General features: G+C 54.5%; 18 protein-coding genes. 9 read left to right on the forward strand and 9 right to left on the reverse strand.

Annotation, left to right across the window (positions count from 1 at the left end; translation table 11 throughout):
• Positions 1-447: 447 nt before the first annotated feature.
• Positions 448-1,353, forward strand: coding sequence for a ketopantoate reductase family protein (locus AD948_RS02010; RefSeq protein ID WP_061470440.1), 906 nt, complete (start codon positions 448-450; stop codon positions 1,351-1,353).
• Positions 1,354-1,659: 306 nt separating this feature from the next.
• Here the strand turns inward: AD948_RS02010 and AD948_RS02015 are convergent, their stop codons facing one another.
• The 3 genes from AD948_RS02015 to AD948_RS02025 form a co-directional block, all read right to left on the reverse strand.
• Positions 1,660-2,292: an NUDIX hydrolase gene (locus AD948_RS02015; RefSeq protein ID WP_061470441.1), complete on the reverse strand. Its 633-nt coding sequence runs from the start codon at positions 2,290-2,292 to the stop codon at positions 1,660-1,662.
• A gap of 127 nt (positions 2,293-2,419) precedes the next feature.
• Positions 2,420-5,026 carry an ATP-dependent chaperone ClpB gene (clpB, locus tag AD948_RS02020; RefSeq protein WP_006559008.1) on the reverse strand — a complete coding sequence of 869 codons (2,607 nt, stop codon included), beginning with the start codon at positions 5,024-5,026 and terminating at the stop codon, positions 2,420-2,422.
• Between the two features lie 273 nt (positions 5,027-5,299).
• The gene (locus AD948_RS02025; RefSeq protein ID WP_061470442.1) at positions 5,300-5,923 is read right to left on the reverse strand and encodes a TetR/AcrR family transcriptional regulator; all 624 of its coding nucleotides are present in this window, start codon (positions 5,921-5,923) and stop codon (positions 5,300-5,302) included.
• A 62-nt stretch (positions 5,924-5,985) separates the two neighbouring features.
• Here AD948_RS02025 and AD948_RS02030 point away from each other — a divergent pair, with 62 nt between their 5' ends.
• Complete coding sequence (locus AD948_RS02030) at positions 5,986-6,408, forward strand: DUF5367 family protein (RefSeq protein WP_061470443.1); 423 nt, start codon at positions 5,986-5,988, stop codon at positions 6,406-6,408.
• Positions 6,409-6,457: 49 nt separating this feature from the next.
• On the opposite strand, the gene AD948_RS02035 is transcribed toward AD948_RS02030, so the two are convergent.
• Positions 6,458-7,075, reverse strand: coding sequence for a septation protein IspZ (locus AD948_RS02035; protein ID WP_061470444.1), 618 nt, complete (start codon positions 7,073-7,075; stop codon positions 6,458-6,460).
• Positions 7,076-7,236: 161 nt separating this feature from the next.
• Here AD948_RS02035 and AD948_RS02040 point away from each other — a divergent pair, with 161 nt between their 5' ends.
• Entirely contained in the window at positions 7,237-7,842 is a 606-nt protein-coding gene (locus AD948_RS02040; protein WP_061470445.1) for a TetR/AcrR family transcriptional regulator, read from the forward strand.
• 95 nt (positions 7,843-7,937) lie between these two features.
• Here AD948_RS02040 and AD948_RS02045 read toward each other — a convergent pair whose 3' ends face one another.
• Positions 7,938-8,546, reverse strand: a complete 609-nt coding sequence (locus AD948_RS02045; protein ID WP_006559003.1) for a superoxide dismutase — start codon at positions 8,544-8,546, stop codon at positions 7,938-7,940.
• Positions 8,547-8,794: 248 nt separating this feature from the next.
• Here AD948_RS02045 and AD948_RS02050 point away from each other — a divergent pair, with 248 nt between their 5' ends.
• Positions 8,795-9,571 (forward strand): squalene/phytoene synthase family protein, encoded by a 777-nt coding sequence (locus AD948_RS02050; protein WP_061470452.1) that lies wholly within the window; start codon positions 8,795-8,797, stop codon positions 9,569-9,571.
• Positions 9,572-9,707: 136 nt separating this feature from the next.
• On the opposite strand, the gene AD948_RS02055 is transcribed toward AD948_RS02050, so the two are convergent.
• Positions 9,708-10,595 carry an NAD(P)-dependent oxidoreductase gene (locus AD948_RS02055; protein ID WP_086896802.1) on the reverse strand — a complete coding sequence of 296 codons (888 nt, stop codon included), beginning with the start codon at positions 10,593-10,595 and terminating at the stop codon, positions 9,708-9,710.
• A 133-nt stretch (positions 10,596-10,728) separates the two neighbouring features.
• On the opposite strand from AD948_RS02055, the gene msrP reads away from it, so the two are divergent.
• The 4 genes from msrP (at position 10,729) to sthA (ending at position 14,445) form a co-directional block, all read left to right on the forward strand.
• Positions 10,729-11,682 (forward strand): protein-methionine-sulfoxide reductase catalytic subunit MsrP, encoded by a 954-nt coding sequence (gene msrP / locus AD948_RS02060; protein WP_061470447.1) that lies wholly within the window; start codon positions 10,729-10,731, stop codon positions 11,680-11,682.
• A 5-nt stretch (positions 11,683-11,687) separates the two neighbouring features.
• The gene (locus AD948_RS02065; protein ID WP_061470448.1) at positions 11,688-12,311 is read left to right on the forward strand and encodes a protein-methionine-sulfoxide reductase heme-binding subunit MsrQ; all 624 of its coding nucleotides are present in this window, start codon (positions 11,688-11,690) and stop codon (positions 12,309-12,311) included.
• 28 nt (positions 12,312-12,339) lie between these two features.
• Complete coding sequence (locus tag AD948_RS02070) at positions 12,340-12,903, forward strand: nucleotidyltransferase family protein (protein WP_061470449.1); 564 nt, start codon at positions 12,340-12,342, stop codon at positions 12,901-12,903.
• Between the two features lie 75 nt (positions 12,904-12,978).
• Entirely contained in the window at positions 12,979-14,445 is a 1,467-nt protein-coding gene (gene sthA, locus AD948_RS02075) for a Si-specific NAD(P)(+) transhydrogenase (protein ID WP_061470450.1), read from the forward strand.
• Between the two features lie 253 nt (positions 14,446-14,698).
• On the opposite strand, the gene AD948_RS02080 is transcribed toward sthA, so the two are convergent.
• Entirely contained in the window at positions 14,699-16,171 is a 1,473-nt protein-coding gene (locus AD948_RS02080; RefSeq protein ID WP_082666828.1) for a SulP family inorganic anion transporter, read from the reverse strand.
• A gap of 275 nt (positions 16,172-16,446) precedes the next feature.
• On the opposite strand from AD948_RS02080, the gene lpxB reads away from it, so the two are divergent.
• The gene (gene lpxB / locus AD948_RS02085) at positions 16,447-17,631 is read left to right on the forward strand and encodes a lipid-A-disaccharide synthase (RefSeq protein ID WP_061470453.1); all 1,185 of its coding nucleotides are present in this window, start codon (positions 16,447-16,449) and stop codon (positions 17,629-17,631) included.
• Between the two features lie 202 nt (positions 17,632-17,833).
• On the opposite strand, the gene AD948_RS18830 is transcribed toward lpxB, so the two are convergent.
• Both AD948_RS18830 and AD948_RS02090 read right to left on the reverse strand, forming a co-directional pair.
• Positions 17,834-17,962, reverse strand: coding sequence for a hypothetical protein (locus AD948_RS18830; protein WP_276325347.1), 129 nt, complete (start codon positions 17,960-17,962; stop codon positions 17,834-17,836).
• 433 nt (positions 17,963-18,395) lie between these two features.
• On the reverse strand, positions 18,396-18,906 hold a 511-nt coding region (locus AD948_RS02090), incomplete at its 5' end, for an SPFH domain-containing protein (RefSeq protein WP_248845884.1).

Genomic DNA, 18,906 nt, shown 5'->3' on the forward strand with positions numbered 1-18,906 from the left:
GCGTTCCTGCGTTCCTGCGTTCCTGCGTTCCTGCGTTCCTGTTTCGGGACAGTCGGCTTTTTATGCCACAATTCTATGCTGTTATCTAAAAAGGGCATGCCTGTTTTTATGATGGAGCGCGTTCTTGGGAGTCGCTTTGACACGCCTGATACTGAACGAATGGCTGCGATTTAATTGTGAAATTCGCATATTTTATAAGAAGAGTTCCATTTTTCGTCGTAGGCTGTCTTCCGTCTATGGAGCTGAGAGCGGGATTTTATCCTTTCACTTATTGTTGATGTTCTTTGAAAAAAAGGTGTCACAAAAATTCCTTTTCTGGGGTGTAGGTCTTCCTGCTTCAAAACCGTTTCCGAAAAAAGAGGGGCGTTTCTGGGGAGGTTCAACGAACGTGCTGTTTGGGGGCTGATATGAAATTTTCGGAAAAACGAGCAGGAAGGAAAAGAGGCGATGCGCATTGCTGTCATAGGGGCAGGAGCCGTTGGCTGTTACGTGGGTGCCCTGCTGGCCCACGCTGGGCATAATGTTACATTGTTGGGTCGTGCCGTGCATGTAGATGCGATCAAGGCAAACGGGCTCCTGCTGGATATGCCTGATGGCAGCAGGCGGATTGAGGTGGACGCTGTCACGGATGCTGCGGATCTTTCTCCTGCCGATCTTGTGCTGGTGTGCGTCAAATCCGCCGATACGGAAGACGCAGGACGTGAACTCCTCCCGATCTTGCGGGAAGGGACTGTCATTCTCAGTCTTCAAAATGGCGTTGATAATGCCGAAAAACTCCGAACCGTAACCGGGCATTCCGTTGTGCCTGCGGTGGTCTATGTGGCTGTGGACATGAAAGGGCCTGGTCATGTTGGTTATCATGGGGGAGGGAGATTACTGATTGGCGCCTGCCCGGAAAGTGAGGCTATTGCGTCAGCTTTCACGCAGGCTGGGGTGCCGACCATTATTTCAGAGCGTGTGCTGAATGCGCTGTGGACGAAATTGACAATAAACTGTGCCTACAACGCACTTTCTGCCGTGGCGCAGATTGCCTACACGCCCATGCTGGAAGTGGAGGGGGTAAAGGCAGTCATGGCGCAGGTGGTGCAGGAATGTCAGGACGTGGCGGCTGCCTGTCAGGTCTGGTTGCCAGAGACAATGCTGCAACAGGTGCTGGATATTGCAAAACTCATGCCAGACCAGAAATCCTCAACCGCGCAGGACATCAAACGTGGTCGGCCAACGGAAATTGATTACCTGAACGGCTATATTGTGCGCAAAGGGGCCGAGTTTGGTATCGCAACCCCCACCAATCAGGCATTGCAGGTCATGGTCAAACTGGCAGAAAAAAGCCACTGCCATGTTGAAAGATAATGGAGACGGCATAAGGAAGTAGGCAGAGTTTTTTCGATAAGCCACCCAAGTGTCTGGTCTTATCTTATCAGATGGTGGCCGGTGAGCTGCATCCTCAGCAAAGAGCCCTATCAAATGCCTCTTACCTGCGTTTTGTTGAGGTTTCCCATTTGAGGCTGAGGCGGGAAAAGACAAAGTTGCTTCATGATACGTGAAGCAACGTTATGTTTTGAGGGAAGCTGGTATTTCAAAAAACAGCACCCAGCAGGATGTTGGTTCAAGACGTGAGCAGAGTGCGTGAGGTGCGCCGGGCAGTCTGCTTTCTATTCAGTCAAATTCAGTTGGTAACTGCGGGGCTGCGTGGTGCGCAAACAGGCGTTCAATCTGGTGCGGTAATATGCGTCCGGTAGAAAGATCTTGTGGAATCTGATCTTTTGCAAAGAAGCGAACTTCACTGGTCTCAACACTGGTTGTAGCTTTTCCGCCTGTAATGTGGCCCAGAAAGAAAAGTTTGGTTATGGAAAAACCTTCCGGCGGATGATGATTTTGGGTTGAGCGGTCAAGCACCATAGCCAGTTTGGTTATGTGCACAGTGTATCCCGTTTCTTCCCACACTTCCTTGGCGGCACATTGGCTTGCGGTCAGGTTCACATCTGTCCAGCCGCCTGGCACGGTCCACCGGTTTTTATCCAGCACTTCACGTACCATCAGAATGCGGCCCTCAGCGTCAAACACGCCAACACGCACTTCCAGCTTGGGGGTAGCGTATCCATCCTGCTGGCTGAACAGGGTGAGAAGCGTATCTTCCAATTCTGCACTGCCTGCCGTCATCATGCGGGCAGATAAAGCCCGCAGCATTTCATAGCGTTCTTTGTCAAAGGGATCTGTGGCGTATGTCAGCCCGGTTTGAGAAATGGCCTGAATTTCACGTGCCCAGACAAGCCATGCGGGTTCTGACATTCTTCTCTCCTTAAACAGGTCAGTGGTGCATCATGGTGTAAGGCAAGGATACGGCACTTGCGCGTTACAAACAAAAACGGGAAGGCCGAGGCCCTCCCGTTTCACTAGACATATCTGGTTGATCTTATCAGGCCATAACGGCAGCGGCTTCCTGACCGTTGATCAGCAACCCATCTCCGTTAGCCGAGATGGTGATGGTTTCACCATCATGGATGGTGCCTTGCAGCAGCAGTTCAGCCAGCGGGTTCTGCAGGCTGCGCTGTATAACCCGTTTGAGCGGACGGGCACCGTAAACCGGATCATACCCTTCATTGGCGAGCCATGCGTGGGCCAGTTCATCCAGCTTGAGCGTAATCTTGCGATCATCCAGCAGTTTCTGAAGACGACCGATCTGGATATCGACAATCTTCGTCATGTCCGCTTTCTGCAGGCGCGAGAACAGGATGATTTCATCAAGCCGGTTCAGGAATTCCGGGCGGAAGTGCTCACGCACCACCTTCATGACCTGCGCCTGCACCATATCCGTAGATTCACCATCTGGCTGATGAGCCAGAACATCCGAACCAAGGTTACTGGTCAGCACAATAATGGTGTTACGGAAGTCCACTGTCCGACCCTGACCATCCGTCAGGCGACCATCATCAAGAACCTGAAGCAGAATGTTGAAAACGTCCTCATGGGCTTTTTCAACTTCGTCAAACAGGATGACCTGATACGGCCGCCGCCGCACGGCTTCTGTCAGCACGCCGCCTTCTTCATACCCCACATAACCCGGAGGGGCACCAATCAGACGGGCTACGGCGTGTTTTTCCATGAATTCACTCATGTCCACACGCAGCAGTGCTTTTTCGTCATCAAACAGGAAGCGGGCCAGCGCTTTGGTCAGCTCGGTTTTCCCGACACCCGTTGGGCCGAGGAACAGGAAGGAGCCAATCGGGCGATTAGGATCCTGCAAGCCTGCACGGGCACGGCGCACCGCGTTGGAAACAGCCTTGAGGGCGGGTTCCTGACCAACCACGGATTTCCGAAGTTCATCTTCCATACGGAGCAGTTTGGCGCGTTCGCCTTCCAGCATGCGGTCAACCGGCACACCCGTCCAGCGGGAGACAACGGAGGCCACACCCTGATCTGTCACGGCTTCAGATACAAGATCGGTCTTGCCGGCTTCAGACTGGGTTTCCTGAGCCTGCGCAATCTGGGCCTGAAGGTTGGGAATAACGCCATACATCAGCTCGGATGCTTTGCCGAGATCGCCTTTACGTTGCGCGACCTCCACTTCAGAACGCGCCTGATCAAGCTGTTCCTGAAGTTTCTGCACCGCGTTCACACGGTCTTTTTCCGCATGCCAGGATGCGCTCATGGCATCGGATTTTTCTTCAAGGTCGGCCAGTTCCGCTTCCACGGCTTCCAGACGGTCCTTGCTGGCGCTGTCATCTTCCTTGCGCAGAGCTTCCCGCTCAATCTTGAGCTGGATGATACGCCGATCAAGTTCGTCCAGTTCTTCCGGCTTGCTGTCAATCTGCATGCGCAGGCGGCTGGCTGCCTCGTCAATCAGGTCGATAGCTTTATCCGGCAGGAAACGGTCTGTGATGTAGCGGTTGGAAAGCGTTGCCGCTGCCACCAGTGCGCCATCCGTAATACGGACCCCGTGATGGAGTTCGTATTTTTCCTTGATGCCACGCAGAATGGAGATGGTGTCCGCAACCGAAGGCTCACCCACAAATACAGGCTGGAACCGGCGGGCAAGAGCCGCATCCTTTTCAATGTATTTGCGATATTCATCCAGCGTGGTCGCGCCAATGCAGTGCAGGGTGCCACGGGCCAGTTCCGGCTTGATGAGGTTGGAAGCATCCATGGCGCCATCCGTCCGGCCAGCACCCACCAGTGTGTGCATTTCATCAATAAAGAGAATGATCTGCCCCTCGGCGGATTCAATCTCTTTCAGCACGGCTTTCAGGCGTTCTTCAAACTCACCGCGGTATTTGGCACCTGCTACCAGAGCGCCCATGTCGAGTGAGAGCAGTTTCTTGTTTTTCAGGGCTTCCGGAACGTCACCGTTCACAATGCGCTGGGCAAGCCCTTCCACAATGGCGGTTTTACCCACACCGGGTTCACCAATCAGCACGGGGTTGTTCTTGCTGCGGCGGGCCAGAACCTGAATGGCACGACGAATTTCTTCATCACGACCAATAACAGGGTCCAACTTGCCTGCCTGAGCAACTTCCGTCACATCGCGGGCATATTTTTTCAAGGCATCAAAATTGGCTTCAGCGTTTTCGCTGGTCACGGTGCGTCCTTTACGGATGGCGGCAACGGCTTTTTCCAAAGCATCAGGCGTTGCGCCGTTTTCTTTTAAAGCACGGCCTGCTGGCGTGTCAGACTGGGCAATACCAATCAGCAGGCGGTCTTGTGCAACAAAGGAATCCCCTGCTTTCTGGGCGGCCTGTTCGGCTCCATCCAGCACGCGCACAAGGTCAGGTGTGGCCTGAGGCTGGCCTGCGCCGCCGCCCTGTACCTTGGGCAGCTTGGCCAAAGCCTGTTCCGTTGCGGCCTTTACGGCTTCCGGCTTGCCACCTGCTGCGCGGATAAGAGAGGAGGCAGCGCCTTCCTCATCATCCAGCATGGCTTTCAGCAGATGTTCGGGTGTGAGCTGCTGGTTGAAGTCACGAATACAGATGGTTTGCGCAGCCTGCAGAAAACCCCGTGACCGTTCTGTAAATTTTGCGATATCCATAGTTCCCTCGTGTCCCTTTCTCTTAGGCGACTGAAGGCCGTATCACCGCCCCATTCTGGCAACGGCAACATGGTCTTTTCTCGCTAACAAAGATTGGAACGCTCGTTGCAACAATCAAGAGGGAAGTGGGCAGGTCTGACCAGAAGAAAATGAGGGCAAAGGCATACCCCATACCCTGCGCGATTCTGCTTCCGGCCTATTCTGCGGGCCGGAAGTGACTGAGATCATAGAAAAAAAATTCCGACACGCTTGATAGTCAGAAAATCAGGCGTGTTACCGACCGGGCTCTCCAAACAGGGTGCCGACAATATGCGCGATATCTGTTTTGCCGGGCTGTAACCCCTCCGGATTGACCTGAGCCAGAAGCATTATTCCCTCTACACATGCCAGCAGAAATGTGGCGCGGGCGGCGTCATTTTCCGGGCTTTCCTCCGGGTTGGAGACAAGGCGGCTGTTTATCCATGTGGTCCAGGACCGCACGACCGTTCGGGCGATGTCATCATAGGGTTGTAAGCCACGTGCGCCATGGGCAATGACATCTGTCCATATCTGCATGAAAGGCGCAATGGCGGGATCAGACACCATGGGCATAACGCGGGAGAGAAACTGGGTAGCCGTTACACGTGGCCCGGTGCTCTGCGCTGCAAGGATGGCGCTCAGCCGGTTATTGACTTCGTCCAGAACTGTACGGACCAGAAGATCTTTGGTCTTGAAATAGTACAGCAGCATTCGGTCGCTAGTGTCCATCCGTGCGGCCAACGCCCGCAAGGACAGATTATTGAGCCCCTCGGCCAACACGATATCCGCCATCTGCATGATCATCTGTTGCTTGCGCAGCGTGGGGTCCGTGTCTGACTGATGGCTTGGCGAGGTGGGAGAGGAGGATGTCTTGTCCATCGGAATCTTGTAGCACGTGCTACATGGCGTGTGCTATGTAGTGCCCGCTACATTGAAGGGAAATGATGATGACGCTCACATTCCGGCAGGTCTGCATCTGCGTTCTTCTGGCGACCATTTTCTGGGGGCTGGCGACGTTGTTCATACGGTTTGTTCCAGACTCGTTCACTGATCCTGTCTGGGGAACAATGGGCTTTATAACGGCGCTTCCCGTGGGGTTCTTATGCGTCTGGCTGATATGTCGACTGGCGAATCTGTCACCCGAGCAAAGTCTTGCCGGATGTTTTGTGGTTATTGCCGATTCCATGCTGATGGACGGCATTGCCCTGCGCTGGTTCCCGGCCCTGTATGCGGCAGATGATCATGTGGCGCGGCTGGGGGCTGCCTGGTTGCTATGGGGTTACGGTGCCAGTGCATGGATTGGTTTGATGAGCGCAACCTTCCGGCAGAGGATGGCATCAAGTGGGGCCCATGCAGGTGGATGACCCTGTTCCACCTGCTTGTTGGTTCCAGCACATCCATGGACGGCCCACATCAGGCTTGAGGTTCTGTGCTGTAGCGCGGCAGGAAAAATCCTGCCCGTTGGCAGAGCAGGAAAATGCGTCTGCCCTGTAAACTGATGCCAATCATGACGCCAAGGCTGACAGTGCCGATAACGGAACGGAGCATCAAGGCGTGGGGCAGTGGAAAATAGGTTAAAAGCCAGAAATACAGGATGGCCTTGGCTGCGAAATAGAGAGCCCAGACAAGCGTAAGAGATTTAAAATAAGCACGGATTTCCTGCCGCTCACGTGGAAAAGGAAAACCTTGCTGTTCCTCTACCAGTTCCTGAATGGGCGTAGTTGCATCGAACGCACCAATAGCAAAGGAGAGGGCGATAATCAGGTTTGTCAGCACGCCTTCATACCGGATCATGAAAGGGGTGATCGAGATCAGATCAATCACCCCAAACACGATGGCCAGTGTATTGCTGATAATCCATAAGCGCGGAAAAGTCCGCTTGCCCAGATAACGGTGCAGGCCATCACACAGAATGAAAACAAATGTGCCGGCAATGGCGATACGTACGGAATAAAACGAGGCCAGCACCCAGAACACCAGCAAACTTCCGAAATCCAGTACTATTCTGGAAAAAAGAAAAAAGCGGGCCATGACTATCCCTTTGACGACTTTGAGGCGTGCCTGATTCCTCGTGGCGCGGGGTATGGAGATGTGACCGTATGTCTGTCATATTTACATTGTAAAGATTACTGTTACCTTGATGGGTGTCAAGAAAAATATACACTGTAAAGTTTGGGGGAAGCTGAAAAAATATGGTCAGAGCGACGACGGAGCGTAGCAAGGAGGGGTATCATCACGGCAATCTGCGGGTTGCCCTCTTGGCTTCAGCGCGGGAAATGCTGGAGACGCAAGGGGTCGCTGCGCTGAAACTGCGGGCCATTACCCGGCAGGTGGGGGTTTCTCCCATGGCCGTAGCGCCGCATTTCGGGAACTTATGCGGTCTGCTGACAGCACTTGCCACCCAAGGGTTCGAGGAACTGGCTCATGCCATAAAAACGGGGAAGGCTCGGTCCCTGAAAGATGCGGGATTGGCCTATATTTATTTTGCCATCCGTAATCCGGGCTTGTTCACACTGATGTTTCGGGGAGATGCAATAGACAGAAGCGATCCTGCTTTTGCTGGGGCTGCGGGTGACAGCTTTGCGTTACTGGGCACTTGGGCAGCCACAAGTGGCAAAGCAGCAGGGTTTGCTCCTCAGATTGCGGAAGCGGTGATGTGGGGAAAAGTGCATGGACTGGCGATTCTCGCCATTGATGGGCTGCTTACACCGTTGGTGCAGGCTACAGATCCACACATTGATCTGGAACAGTTTCTTGAACAGGCGCTGGATTACATGAAGGCAGCAACCAGCGGGTAATCCGCCATCAAGATCAAATTATCAGAGAATAATAATACCAAGGACACTTATGGCCCCGGAGGGGCCGGACTCCGATAGCGGAGTCCGGCTTTGACTCAAGCAGCGCTCAGTTGCGCTTCAGCGAATTCATAGTTCGCCAGCTTGTCCAGATAGTTGGTGATGTAGTCCGGGCGACGGTTGCGGAAATCAAGGTAGTAAGCGTGTTCCCACACGTCCAGACCCAGCAGCACCTTGCCCTGACCTTCGGCCAGCGGGTTGGAGCCATTGGCCGTTTTGGTCACAGCCAGCTTGCCGTCCTGACCCAAAACCAGCCATGCCCAGCCGGAGCCGAACTGCGTGGTGGCGGCCTTCTTGAATTCTTCCTTGAAGGCATCAACGCTGCCGAAGTCACCGTTGATCTTGGCGGCCAGTTTGTCCGGAATGGCACCACCAGCCGGAGAGAGGTTCTGCCAGAACAGAATGTGGTTCCAATGCTGGCCAGCGTTATTGAAGACAGGAGCCTGGCTGCTGTCGCCTTTAACGGCCAGAATGATTTCATCCAGGGACTTGCCCTGAAGTTCCGGCTTGGCGGCAACAAAGTTGTTCAGCGCCGTGACATAAGCCTGATGGTGCTTGTCATGATGCAGTTCAAGCGTTTCCTGGCACATGCCACGTGCGGCCAGTGCATTGTAGGAATAGGGAAGAGCTGGCAGTTCAAAAGCCATGACATACTCCGTTAAAAATCAGGGCGGAAATGCGCCGTCTCCCAGAGCTATGGGGCGACGGCGGATGCGTCAAGGGACTGCGGCGTGACAAATGCCGCATAATGCTCGCCTCACACATTCTTGCCCGTCATGTGTGGTGTGCCCCAGCTAACGCATGAGGTAGAAAAAGGATGCGGCAGGGCTGGTCTGCCTTTGGCGCGGTGGGGGAGGCGCTCCTTCCGCAGAGACTTTCAGGTAGCAGAGGTGGAATGACGGCGGCCATACAGAAAAACAAGACTCTGCCAGCTATGCTGCCTGAGCGCGAAGTGGAAGAACGGGTGCGGAAGGTTGATCCTGATCGTGCTCTGTGTGCTCGCTTCCTGCCGGATGCCGTGCGGCGGGACGTATTTGGCCTTATTGCATTTCATGATGAACTGGTGCGGGCGCTTGCTCCTGCGCGTTCCGCTGCTGTGGCAGGGCCAATGGCGGGGTTTATAAAGCTGCAATGGTGGCGGGAAGTGCTGGAGGGCACGCGCGCGCCTGACCATGAACTGGCCCCCCTGATGGTGTCAGCAATCAGGAAGGGCACATTCCAACAGGCGACTCTCTTGCGGGTGCTGGAGGCTCGTGAAGCCGAATTATCGCCCGAGCCCGATGAGGCCACATGGCGGACCATGATGCGGAACGGAGCCGGTGCCCTGCAACGCGCGGTGGGAGAGGCCTTGGGCTTACAGGACGAGGCGTTACTGGTAAGGCTTGAGGCTGTAGGCGCGGCCTATGGTGCTGGGGCCATGGTGCGGCACTGGCCCAAACTTCAGCAAAGCGGGCGCTATCTTTTTCCGGGTGGAGAGGCCGCATTGCAGCAGGCTGGTCGCGCCTTTCTGGCAGAAGCAGATGTCAAATCTCTTCCACGCAAGGGGCGGCTCGCGGCTTTACCGGCTGTTCTTGCTGCGCGGGATCTGGCGTGTAACAGTGAGCAGGCAGGCCAACCTCGCGGGATAGGAGACAGGCTGGCCGTTATGATGGCGGCCTTGAAAGCGCGCTAACGCCTAGGCTTTTTTCGGGCCAATAAAGTTTCTGGCCGCATCCAGCGGATACGGCCAGCAAGTCTTGCCAATGGGTAAGTGTGTCGTTTTTTGAGTGAACCGCTGTTCTCTGGGTAAAGAACTGTAGCCGCTTCAATCAGGCGTCGTTGGCGACAATTTTTTCCATCACGCCAATCAGGGCGGAGTAGTCAGCGTCCTCGGCTGCGCGGCGGGTGAGGGAAAGCTGTTGGGTGGTGGCCGCCAGTGTGGGAGCCGGTACAGCCAGACGGGCGGCTGCATCCATCAGCAGGCGCATGTCTTTCTGCATCAGGCGGGTTGGGAACTGTGGGGAGAAATCACCCGCCTTAGCGGCCCGGATCTTGCGTTTGTGGTGAGGCGAGATCACAGCCACTTCGTCCAGCGCATCAAACAGCATGGAACGATCAAGGCCTGCGGCCAGACCGTAGGCAATGGTTTCTGCCACGGCAGCAAGGCCTGTCCCCATAATGCCGTTGATAACCAACTTCAGCCGCGCACCGCTGCCAGACGGGCCAGCGTGAATGGTGGTTTTGCCAATGGCATCAAAAATAGGTTTGGCGCGTGCCATGGCGGAGTCTTCTCCCCCAGCAAGCACCACAAGGTTTCCGCCTTCGGCTTCCGGTGTGCTGCCGGAAACCGGACAGTCGATCACAATAATGTTTTTTTCCTGCCCGGCTTTGAACAGGGCATCTGCTGCTTCTGGCGAGACAGAGCTGGTGTTGAGCAGAAGCTGATCTGCCTTCATGCCTGCCAAAGCCCCTGATGGGCCGTACATGGAGGCCGCAAGTGCTTCATCATCCGGAACGCATACAAGAACGATATCTGCCTTCTGGGCGACTTCCGCAGGGGAGGAAAAGAAAGGCGTGCTGCCATCACCACCTTTGCCGGAGGGCGTATAGGCAATGGCTGCATATCCGGCCTTTTGCAGGTTGGCGGCCATACGGCTGGCCATGGCACCAAAGCCGATGAACCCAATGGTTTGTTGAGTGCTCATTTTTGAATAAATCCTTTCTCTTTCATCCCTGGTTTGTGTCACAAACGAAAAATAAGCGAGCGGAGTCTCTGGCCCTTCTCGTCAGGGTGGCGTGCGTACGTCGCTCTCTGATGCACGGTTTTATACTGAAAAGGGGATTCCAGCTATGGAGGCGTATCGATACCCCCAGCCTATGGCATCAGAAATCACACCTCGTTCTTATTTTCTCTCCCGCCGTACCCTGATTGCGGGAGCCGCCGGCAGTATGCTTGCTGTAGGACATACAGACCAGACGGCGCAGGCTGCGGCGGGGCATGCAGGCGGAGAGGCTGGCTGGCCAGCACCAGAAAAACCCACACCCCGTAATGATGTAACGCAATATAACAATTTTTACGAATTTGGTACAGATAAGTCAGACCCTGCGGAATTATCGGGTGCGTTTAAACCATTGCCGTGGAGTGTGCAGGTTGATGGTATGGTTGATAACCCCCGCATCTGGCCGCTGGAGGATCTGACCAGACAGTTCGGGCAGGAAGAACGCCTTTATCGCATGCGGTGTGTGGAGGCATGGTCCATGGTTATTCCGTGGAACGGTTTTCCGCTGGCTGCAATGTTGAAAGCGGCTGGGCCCAAAATAGGTGCGCGATATGTCGCGTTTACGTCCGTGTTCCGTCCTTCCGAGATGCCGGGCCAACGAGGGGGATTATTCGCGCTGAAGTGGCCTTATGTGGAAGGGTTGCGGCTGGATGAAGCCATGCACCCACTTACCTTGTTGGCAACCGGTGTTTATGGGGAGGCTTTACCTGCCCAGAATGGTGCGCCCATTCGGTTGGTGGTTCCGTGGAAATATGGTTTCAAAGGGATTAAATCCATAACCCGCATTACAGTGACGGACAGACAGCCGCCAACAAGCTGGAATTTGATGGCACCGGAAGAATACGGATTTTATGCCAATGTGAATCCTGCTGTGGATCACCCACGATGGAGCCAGGGCAGCGAACAGGTTATTGGAGAAGGCAGCCTGTTCCGCACGGCCAGAAAACCAACACAACTTTTTAATGGATATGCTGAACAGGTTGCAGACCTGTATCAGGGAATGGATTTGCGGAAGGACTTTTAAGCAGGATGCCTTCTTTTTCTTCCTCGCGCCGCAAGCGTTCGCGTTTTTCGCCCGTGACGCGGCAGGTTTTGCTGTATCTGTTTTTTCTGCTTCCGGCCGCTCTGGATATTGCACAGGGCATGGCAGGCACATTGGGGCCTAACCCGACTTCGGTCTGCCTGCATGATTTTGGGCGATACGCGTTTCGTTTTTTGCTGGCCTCTATGGTTATTTCACCGCTCAAGCGTTTTGTGAGCGTGGATCTTATGCTGTACCGGCGGCCGTTGGGGTTGCTGGCGTTTACCTATGCGGCATTGCATGTTTTCTTTTACGTGGTCGTGGCACGGCATCTCGATACGCATATTCTGTGGCAGGATTTCACAACGCGTCCGTTCCTGACCTTTGGGGTAATCACTTTTCTAATTCTGGCAGCCTTGGCGGCAACTTCTACGCGCCGTGCCATTCGGGCGTTGGGCCGCAAATGGGTTCCTTTGCACCGGTTGGCTTATCTGGCCATGCTTCTGGCAACGATCCATTATACCATTGCTTTTAAAACTTGGCATGTGGAACCTTTTCTTTACGGTGCAGTCGCTTTGTTTGTTCTGGCGTTACGGCTGGTGCCCAAACCGCCTCGCAGGAGTGTGCGGTAAGAGAAATTCTCAAAACAGATTTTAGCATATGCGCTATAAAAAGAAGCTGATTACCCTCCTGCACGATGATCCTGTCAGGATGGATATGGTGCGGTTGGTGCGCGCGCTTGCCTTACCGGACTGTTGGATTGCAGCAGGTTTTGTGCGCGACGCTGTATGGGATGATCTGCATGGTTTTCCGGCCTCTCGTCCCATTGGTGATGTGGATGTCGTGTGGTTTGAAGCGGAACACACACAGGCGCAAACAGAGCGCACCATAGAGCGGGCGTTATGCAGGCAGATGCCCGATACAAGCTGGTCCGCCAAAAATCAGGCCCGGATGCATAGACGCAATGGTGATGCGCCCTATCACAGTGTGACTGACGCCATGCGGTATTGGCCGGAAACAGCGACTGCCGTTGCAGTGCGTTTGGGTGATGATGGCAGGATCGCGGTAAACGCTCCGTTCGGATTAGCGGATCTCTTTCAGTTGAAACTGCGGCCCGGTCCGTCCTTTTGTGGGGCAAAGAAATCAGTTTTTGAAGAGCGGGTGAGGCAGAAGAAGTGGCTCCAGCGCTACCCGCTGCTTGAATACGAGCCCGATATGCCCTGATGGCGCGCGCGCGAGGCAACTCCTTTGCTGCATGGGCGTCCTTGTTGAGGGATAGTGAGCACAGAGAGGGCTGTCATGAACAAGGCGTATGCGTATGACCTGATTGTTATTGGCAGTGGTCCATCAGGACGGCGGGCGGCTGTGCAGGCCTCCAAGTTCGGGAAGGCCGTTCTGGTGATAGAGCGGCACCAGAAGATAGGCGGTGTTTCGGTTCACACAGGCACTATTCCGTCAAAAACCTTGCGAGAGACGGTGCTGAACCTCACGGGCTGGCGGGAACGGGGCATTTATGGCTTCAGTTATCGCGTCAAGCACCATATTGACGCACAGGATCTGGGGCGGCGTCTGGATAAGACGCTTTCTGATAAAATTGATGTTCTGGAACATCAGTTTTCACGCAATGGAATTGACGTGGCCTACGGTGTGGCCCGGTTTGTTGATCCGCATACAATTGAAATTGTGGGTGAACAGGGACGGTCCCGGCAGGTGAGTGGCAAGGCTATTGTGATTGCAGTCGGCTCTGTTCCGCATCGACCCGATCACATTCCTTTTGATGGAAAGTATGTGATCGATAGCGATGCCATGGTTTGTCTGGAGCATATCCCGCGTTCTCTTGTTGTGATTGGTGGTGGTGTAATCGGGATTGAGTATGCCACCATTTTCAGCGCCCTTGATGTGCGTGTCACCATTGTAGATCAGCGTGACCAGATCTTGGATTTTGTGGATCGGGAGATTGTGCAGGATTTTGTGCAGCAACTGCGTGATCGTGGCGTGAATTTTCGTCTTGGGTGCACTCTGGAATCCATAGTGATTGAGGATGACCAGCCCGTGGCGCTGCTTGAAGGTGGCCGACGAGTGCGCGGCGAGCTTCTTCTTTATACAGGGGGACGTCAGGGCGCGACGGCGGACCTTAATCTGGCAGCAGCAGGCCTGAGCGCGGATGGACGCGGACGTCTGAAAGTGGATGCCAACTCCTTTCAGACAGAGGTGCCGCATATCTATGCGACGGGGGATGTGATCGGGTTCCCGGCTTTGGCTTCAACATCCATGGAGCAGGGACGCATAGCGGCCTGCCATGCCTGCGGGTACGCTGTGCCGCCAGCCCCGGCGTTTTTCCCTTATGGCATTTATTCCGTGCCGGAAATTTCTACCGTTGGTTTGACGGAAGAAGACGTTCAGAAAAAGAAAATGCCTTATGAAACCGGTATTGCCCGTTTTCGTGAAACATCACGCGGGCAGATTATGGGAGAGACAGCCGGGTTTCTGAAAATTATTGTCTGCCTTGAAACGCATCGGCCGCTAGGGGTGCATATTGTTGGGGAAGCAGCAACCGAGCTTATTCATATCGGGCAGGCTGTTCTGAATTTTGGTGGTAGTTTTGAGTATTTTATTGAGGCCACATTCAATTACCCCACATTTGCCGAGGCCTATAAAATAGCAGCATTGGATGTATGGAACCGGATGACCCCCCGGCAGGATGGTGAGCCTCCTGCCGTGGCTCCGGAAACATTGGCTCCCGAGCGAGCAGCAAAAACAGACTGAACCATACCTGCCGGAAATAAGGGGCTGTTTGGATACCCTGTCAGACTGGTCTGGTGGGGCTTTTGCGGCTGAACGCGCTGGGTTTTTGAACTGATGGTGACGCATAACGCTTGTCATAGTCGTCTATTCAGCCCCAAAAGATATGTCACGATTTCTCAACCGCAGACGTTTCAAATAGGAAGCATAAAAAAAGCCGGACCATGCGGTGTGCGTGGTCCGGCTTGTTGCAAGAAATGTATCTCTTCTCGTGGTTTTACGCAGGTTGCGTATCATCCAGCAATGTATCATGCCCCAGCGCCTTTAACAGGCGGGCAGCGCGTTCATCCGCGTGGATGATATGCACCGTCTTGCCGCGTGTTTGCAGGCGGGAGACAAGTTTTTCCAGAGCATCTGCTGCACTGATATCCCACAGGTGGGCGGCGCTCAGATCAAGCACAACGTGCGGGGCGGCATCCTGAAAATCGATGGCGTCTGTCAAAAGTGTTGTGGACGCAAAGAAGAGTTGCCCTTGCACATAATAGGTTCGTGTCTGGCCGTCCGGGCTCAGGCTGGAGTTGACCTGCAGAAGCTGCATAACCTGAAAGGAGAAAAACAGGCCGCTCAACAGTACACCGCACGCTACGCCAGCGGCGAGGTCATGCGTCAGCACCACCACAATCACCGTTACCAGCATGACGGTGGAAGATAGCCGTGGGTGCCTCACCAGATCTCGGAGAGAAGACCATGAGAAGGTGCTGATTGAGACCATGATCATGATGGCGACCAACGCAGCCACCGGCACCTGCGCCACAAAATTATGCAGGACAACCAGCAACAAAAGGAGAAATGCTCCGGCAGTGAAGGTGGAAAGGCGACCGCGCCCGCCGTAGCGCAGATTGCCGACCGTCTGGCCGATCATGCCACACCCGGCCATGCCGCCAAACAGGCCAACAAGAATGTTGGAAATGCCAAGGCCGGTACATTCCATGCGCTTGTTGCTGTGCGTGTCCGTCATTTCGTCAACGACGCCTGCTGTCATCAGAGATTCCAGCACACCCACCATGGCCATGGCGAATGCGTAGGGCAGCACAATTTTAAACGTTTCCAGAGTAAACGGCACATGCGGCAGGACAAAGGAGGGCAGGCCTGTTGGCAGGGGGCCAAGATCAGCCACCACATGTACAGGCATGGGGTACGCCATTGTCAGGCCAGTGAGAACAATGATGCAGATGAGCGGGGAAGGGATGCGTGTTGTAAACCGCGGCAGCAGATAAACAATGGCCAGCCCCAGCGCGATCAGCGCATAGGTCTGCCAGCTAACATTCACCATTTGCGGAATTTGGGCGGAAAAAATCAGAATGGCCAGCGCGTTCACAAAGCCGGTTGCAACCTCGCGCGAGACAAACCGCATCATGTTCTGAAGTTTGAACAGGCCGAATAACACCTGAATGGCACCGGCCAGTAATGTTGCCAGCAACAGGTAGTCAAAACCGTGGCCATGCACCAGATCCGCAGCCACAAGTGCTACGGAACCCGCGGCCCCAGAAATCATGCCCGGTCTGCCGCCTGTAATTGCAATGGCAACGCTGATGACAAAAGACGCATACAGCCCGACGGCGGGTGCCACCCCTGCGGCATAGGAAAATGCAATGACTTCCGGAATAAGTGCGAAGGTGCCCACCATGCCCGCAAGCACGTTTCTGACGGGGTCTTCCGTCCACTCTTTCAGGTATTGGCTAACAGTCACGGGCATCCTTTCTCAGGCAATGGTGCAAAAGGTCATGGGATAAAAGCCCGCCCTGTTTATCGTGGAACGACACGGAATGTAAGGGAAAGGGCCAGCGGCCTGGTTTCGTTGTGCCTGATCTCAAGCAACCCACGCCTCGCCGTTTTTTCGGATGATCCCACCGGGTTTGAGGGATATGTGGTTTCTGCTCTGCGCGTGGTATCACAGCGCATGGAAAGGGCGGTCAACGTCTGACCCCATTGTGCCGGGGTGGACACCTCTTTATGCGTGAAGGCATGGCAGACCAATCTTCTTCCCCCCTTATCTGGATTCTGGCTGGCGAGGCCAGTGGTGATGTGCTTGGCGCACGTCTGATGCAGGCACTGCGGGCGCGTGAGCCTGCCGTACGGTTTGTTGGGGTGGGGGGTGTGCGGATGGAGGCGCAGGGGTTGACGAGCCTGTTCCCCATGCGTGATCTGGCCGTGATGGGATTGGTGGAGGTTCTGCCAAAGCTCCGTGCACTTTCGGCCCGACTGAACGAGGCCGTAGCGGACATTGCCGCCCGAAAACCAGATATGGTGATCACCATTGATAGCCCCGGTTTTGCATTGCGGTTGCTTCGCCGCATTGCGGATAAAGGGATTTTGCGGGTGCACTACGTGGCACCGCAGGTGTGGGCCTGGCGGCAGAAACGCGTAAAGGAATTTCCCGGTCTGTGGGATGAACTGCTGTGTCTGTTGCCATTTGAAGAGGCGTTTTTCAGCCGCCATGGATTACTGACGCGTTTTGTCGGCCATCCTGTGCTTCAGTCTGGTGCGCAGGATGGAGAGAGTGCCCGCTTTCACCAACGGCATGGGCTGGCGGCCAAGGCGCGCGTGCTGGTGTTGATGCCGGGCAGCCGACGCTCCGAGGTGCCACGTCTGTTGCCGGTGTTTGGAAAAATGCTGGCTCTGCTCCGCAAGGATATGCCTGATCTGGTGCCGGTTATTCCCGTCTCCCCTGTGGTGGCTGCTACTGTTGAGCGTGAGACTGAAAACTGGCCGGTGCAGCCGGTCATTGTGACCGATGGGCAGGACAAGCATGATGCTTTTGCCGCAGCAGGGGCGGCGTTGACCAAATCAGGTACCTCCACCCTTGAACTGGCTTTGGCGGGCGTGCCCATGGCGGTAACCTACAGGGTGAACCCTATTACGGCCTTTATGGCGCGGCGGCTTATCAGGGTGCCGTATGTGGCTATGGTTAATCTGCTGGCGGGGCGGGCTATTGTGCCGGAACTGCTGCAGCAACACTGCAAGCCTTCCGTTCTGGCCAGTGCAGTAAGAACTCTTTTTGAAAACCCGGATATAGCGAACCGGCAGAAAGAGGCCTTTAAAACGGTTCTGAACGGTTTACAGGGGCCAGAAGGAAAACTGCCTGCTGACGCGGCAGCCGATGCCGTGCTGGCCTTGCTGGCTGAGCGGCAGGCGGGGGGACAAAAATAAGGCTCGCTCTATGGTAAAGGAAAAGGGGGGCTGTGAATTGAAACAGGCCAATAGCGCACATCTATAGGGTGATAAAATAAATATTTCTGTAGGAATAGTGTATTTTCATGACTCTTTGTAAAATGCGCTTTCCTTTTCTTTCGCATATCAAATCTGAGAAATGTTTTGTAAGCTCGCAATACTTAATTCTAGCTTTGTGCTGTTATTGCGGGATGTTGGGGTTACAGGCCGCATCATAATGCGAGAGGATACGCTCCGGTCCATTTTCTTCGGTCAGGAAAACGGGTTGGGACGTAATTCGCGTGATGGTTTTCAGAGTGCCCTGAAACATTTGGAATGTTTCAGGAGCATGGATGTCTCTTGGGTCCAGATCACATTCCGTCAGTTCTATGCCAAAAAATGACGGTTGATTGGGAGATGTCCCGGGGGAAAAAGATGCAGTGACGGCATTGTTTGCTTTGATCGCAAAAATATGGCGGACCTACCCAGCAGCTTGCATAACCGTTCCATCTACCTGAAACGCAGCTTTTTATGAAAAGATAACAGGAAAGATCAGACCTGTTGCCAGTCATGAAGGGTCGTTTCAAAGATATAAATATCCTGAAGAGAGCCGTCCCATTCAAATGTGCCAGTGTAGTCGGCCCATTTCATTTTTTATGCGATCTGGCCATGAAGTGTTTCTGTCTGGGCGGGAAATTGTGAGAATTATGCCATTACAGGACTGATGCACCTTTTTCTAAAATTCTTTTGTAAGAAAAACTCTTTCATAATCCGGTATTGACGGTGGGGGTGGCTTCACGATCCCCGATCAGGACAACCAGCAGATTGGAGATCATGGCAGCACGCTGTTGGGGTTCCAGCTGGTGACCCATGCGGGCTTCAAGGTCTGCCAGCGCATCATCAATAATGGAGACAGCGCCCTGCGTGATGACGCGGCGGGCGGCGATAACGGCGCTGGCTGCCTGTTTGCGCAACATTGCACCAGCAATTTCCGGTGCATAGGCCAGATGGGAAATACGGGCTTCCACCACGTCTATGCCAACAGGTGCCATCCGTAATTGCAATTCCTGTAGGAGAATGCTGGCCAGAACATCGCTTCCGTCACGCAGGGTTATTGACGAAAGGGCGTCAGCAGGGGCGGGGACGCCAGTGCCAGTGCCAGTGCCAGTGCCAGTGCCAGTGCCAGTTGTCGGCTGGGCGTCCTGTTGTTCTGTTGGGTCATAGGGATGGCGGCTGGCAAGCAGGCGCAAAGCGGTCTCACTTTGGGCTGAGACA

The sequence above is a fragment of the Acetobacter senegalensis genome (assembly GCF_001580995.1).
GTDB classification, from domain to species: domain Bacteria; phylum Pseudomonadota; class Alphaproteobacteria; order Acetobacterales; family Acetobacteraceae; genus Acetobacter; species Acetobacter senegalensis.

Coding starts and splice junctions, on each gene's coding strand:
- AD948_RS02030 (WP_061470443.1), top strand. CDS start 5,986: ATGATGATGACGCTCACATTCCGGCAGGTCTGCATCTGCGTTCTTCTG.
- clpB (WP_006559008.1), bottom strand. CDS start 5,026: ATGGATATCGCAAAATTTACAGAACGGTCACGGGGTTTTCTGCAGGCT.
- AD948_RS02070 (WP_061470449.1), top strand. CDS start 12,340: ATGCGCTATAAAAAGAAGCTGATTACCCTCCTGCACGATGATCCTGTC.
- AD948_RS18830 (WP_276325347.1), bottom strand. CDS start 17,962: ATGTTTCAGGGCACTCTGAAAACCATCACGCGAATTACGTCCCAACCC.
- lpxB (WP_061470453.1), top strand. CDS start 16,447: ATGGCAGACCAATCTTCTTCCCCCCTTATCTGGATTCTGGCTGGCGAG.
- AD948_RS02065 (WP_061470448.1), top strand. CDS start 11,688: ATGCCTTCTTTTTCTTCCTCGCGCCGCAAGCGTTCGCGTTTTTCGCCC.
- AD948_RS02025 (WP_061470442.1), bottom strand. CDS start 5,923: ATGGACAAGACATCCTCCTCTCCCACCTCGCCAAGCCATCAGTCAGAC.
- AD948_RS02045 (WP_006559003.1), bottom strand. CDS start 8,546: ATGGCTTTTGAACTGCCAGCTCTTCCCTATTCCTACAATGCACTGGCC.
- AD948_RS02010 (WP_061470440.1), top strand. CDS start 448: ATGCGCATTGCTGTCATAGGGGCAGGAGCCGTTGGCTGTTACGTGGGT.
- AD948_RS02040 (WP_061470445.1), top strand. CDS start 7,237: ATGGTCAGAGCGACGACGGAGCGTAGCAAGGAGGGGTATCATCACGGC.
- AD948_RS02035 (WP_061470444.1), bottom strand. CDS start 7,075: ATGGCCCGCTTTTTTCTTTTTTCCAGAATAGTACTGGATTTCGGAAGT.
- sthA (WP_061470450.1), top strand. CDS start 12,979: ATGAACAAGGCGTATGCGTATGACCTGATTGTTATTGGCAGTGGTCCA.
- msrP (WP_061470447.1), top strand. CDS start 10,729: ATGGAGGCGTATCGATACCCCCAGCCTATGGCATCAGAAATCACACCT.
- AD948_RS02015 (WP_061470441.1), bottom strand. CDS start 2,292: ATGTCAGAACCCGCATGGCTTGTCTGGGCACGTGAAATTCAGGCCATT.
- AD948_RS02050 (WP_061470452.1), top strand. CDS start 8,795: ATGACGGCGGCCATACAGAAAAACAAGACTCTGCCAGCTATGCTGCCT.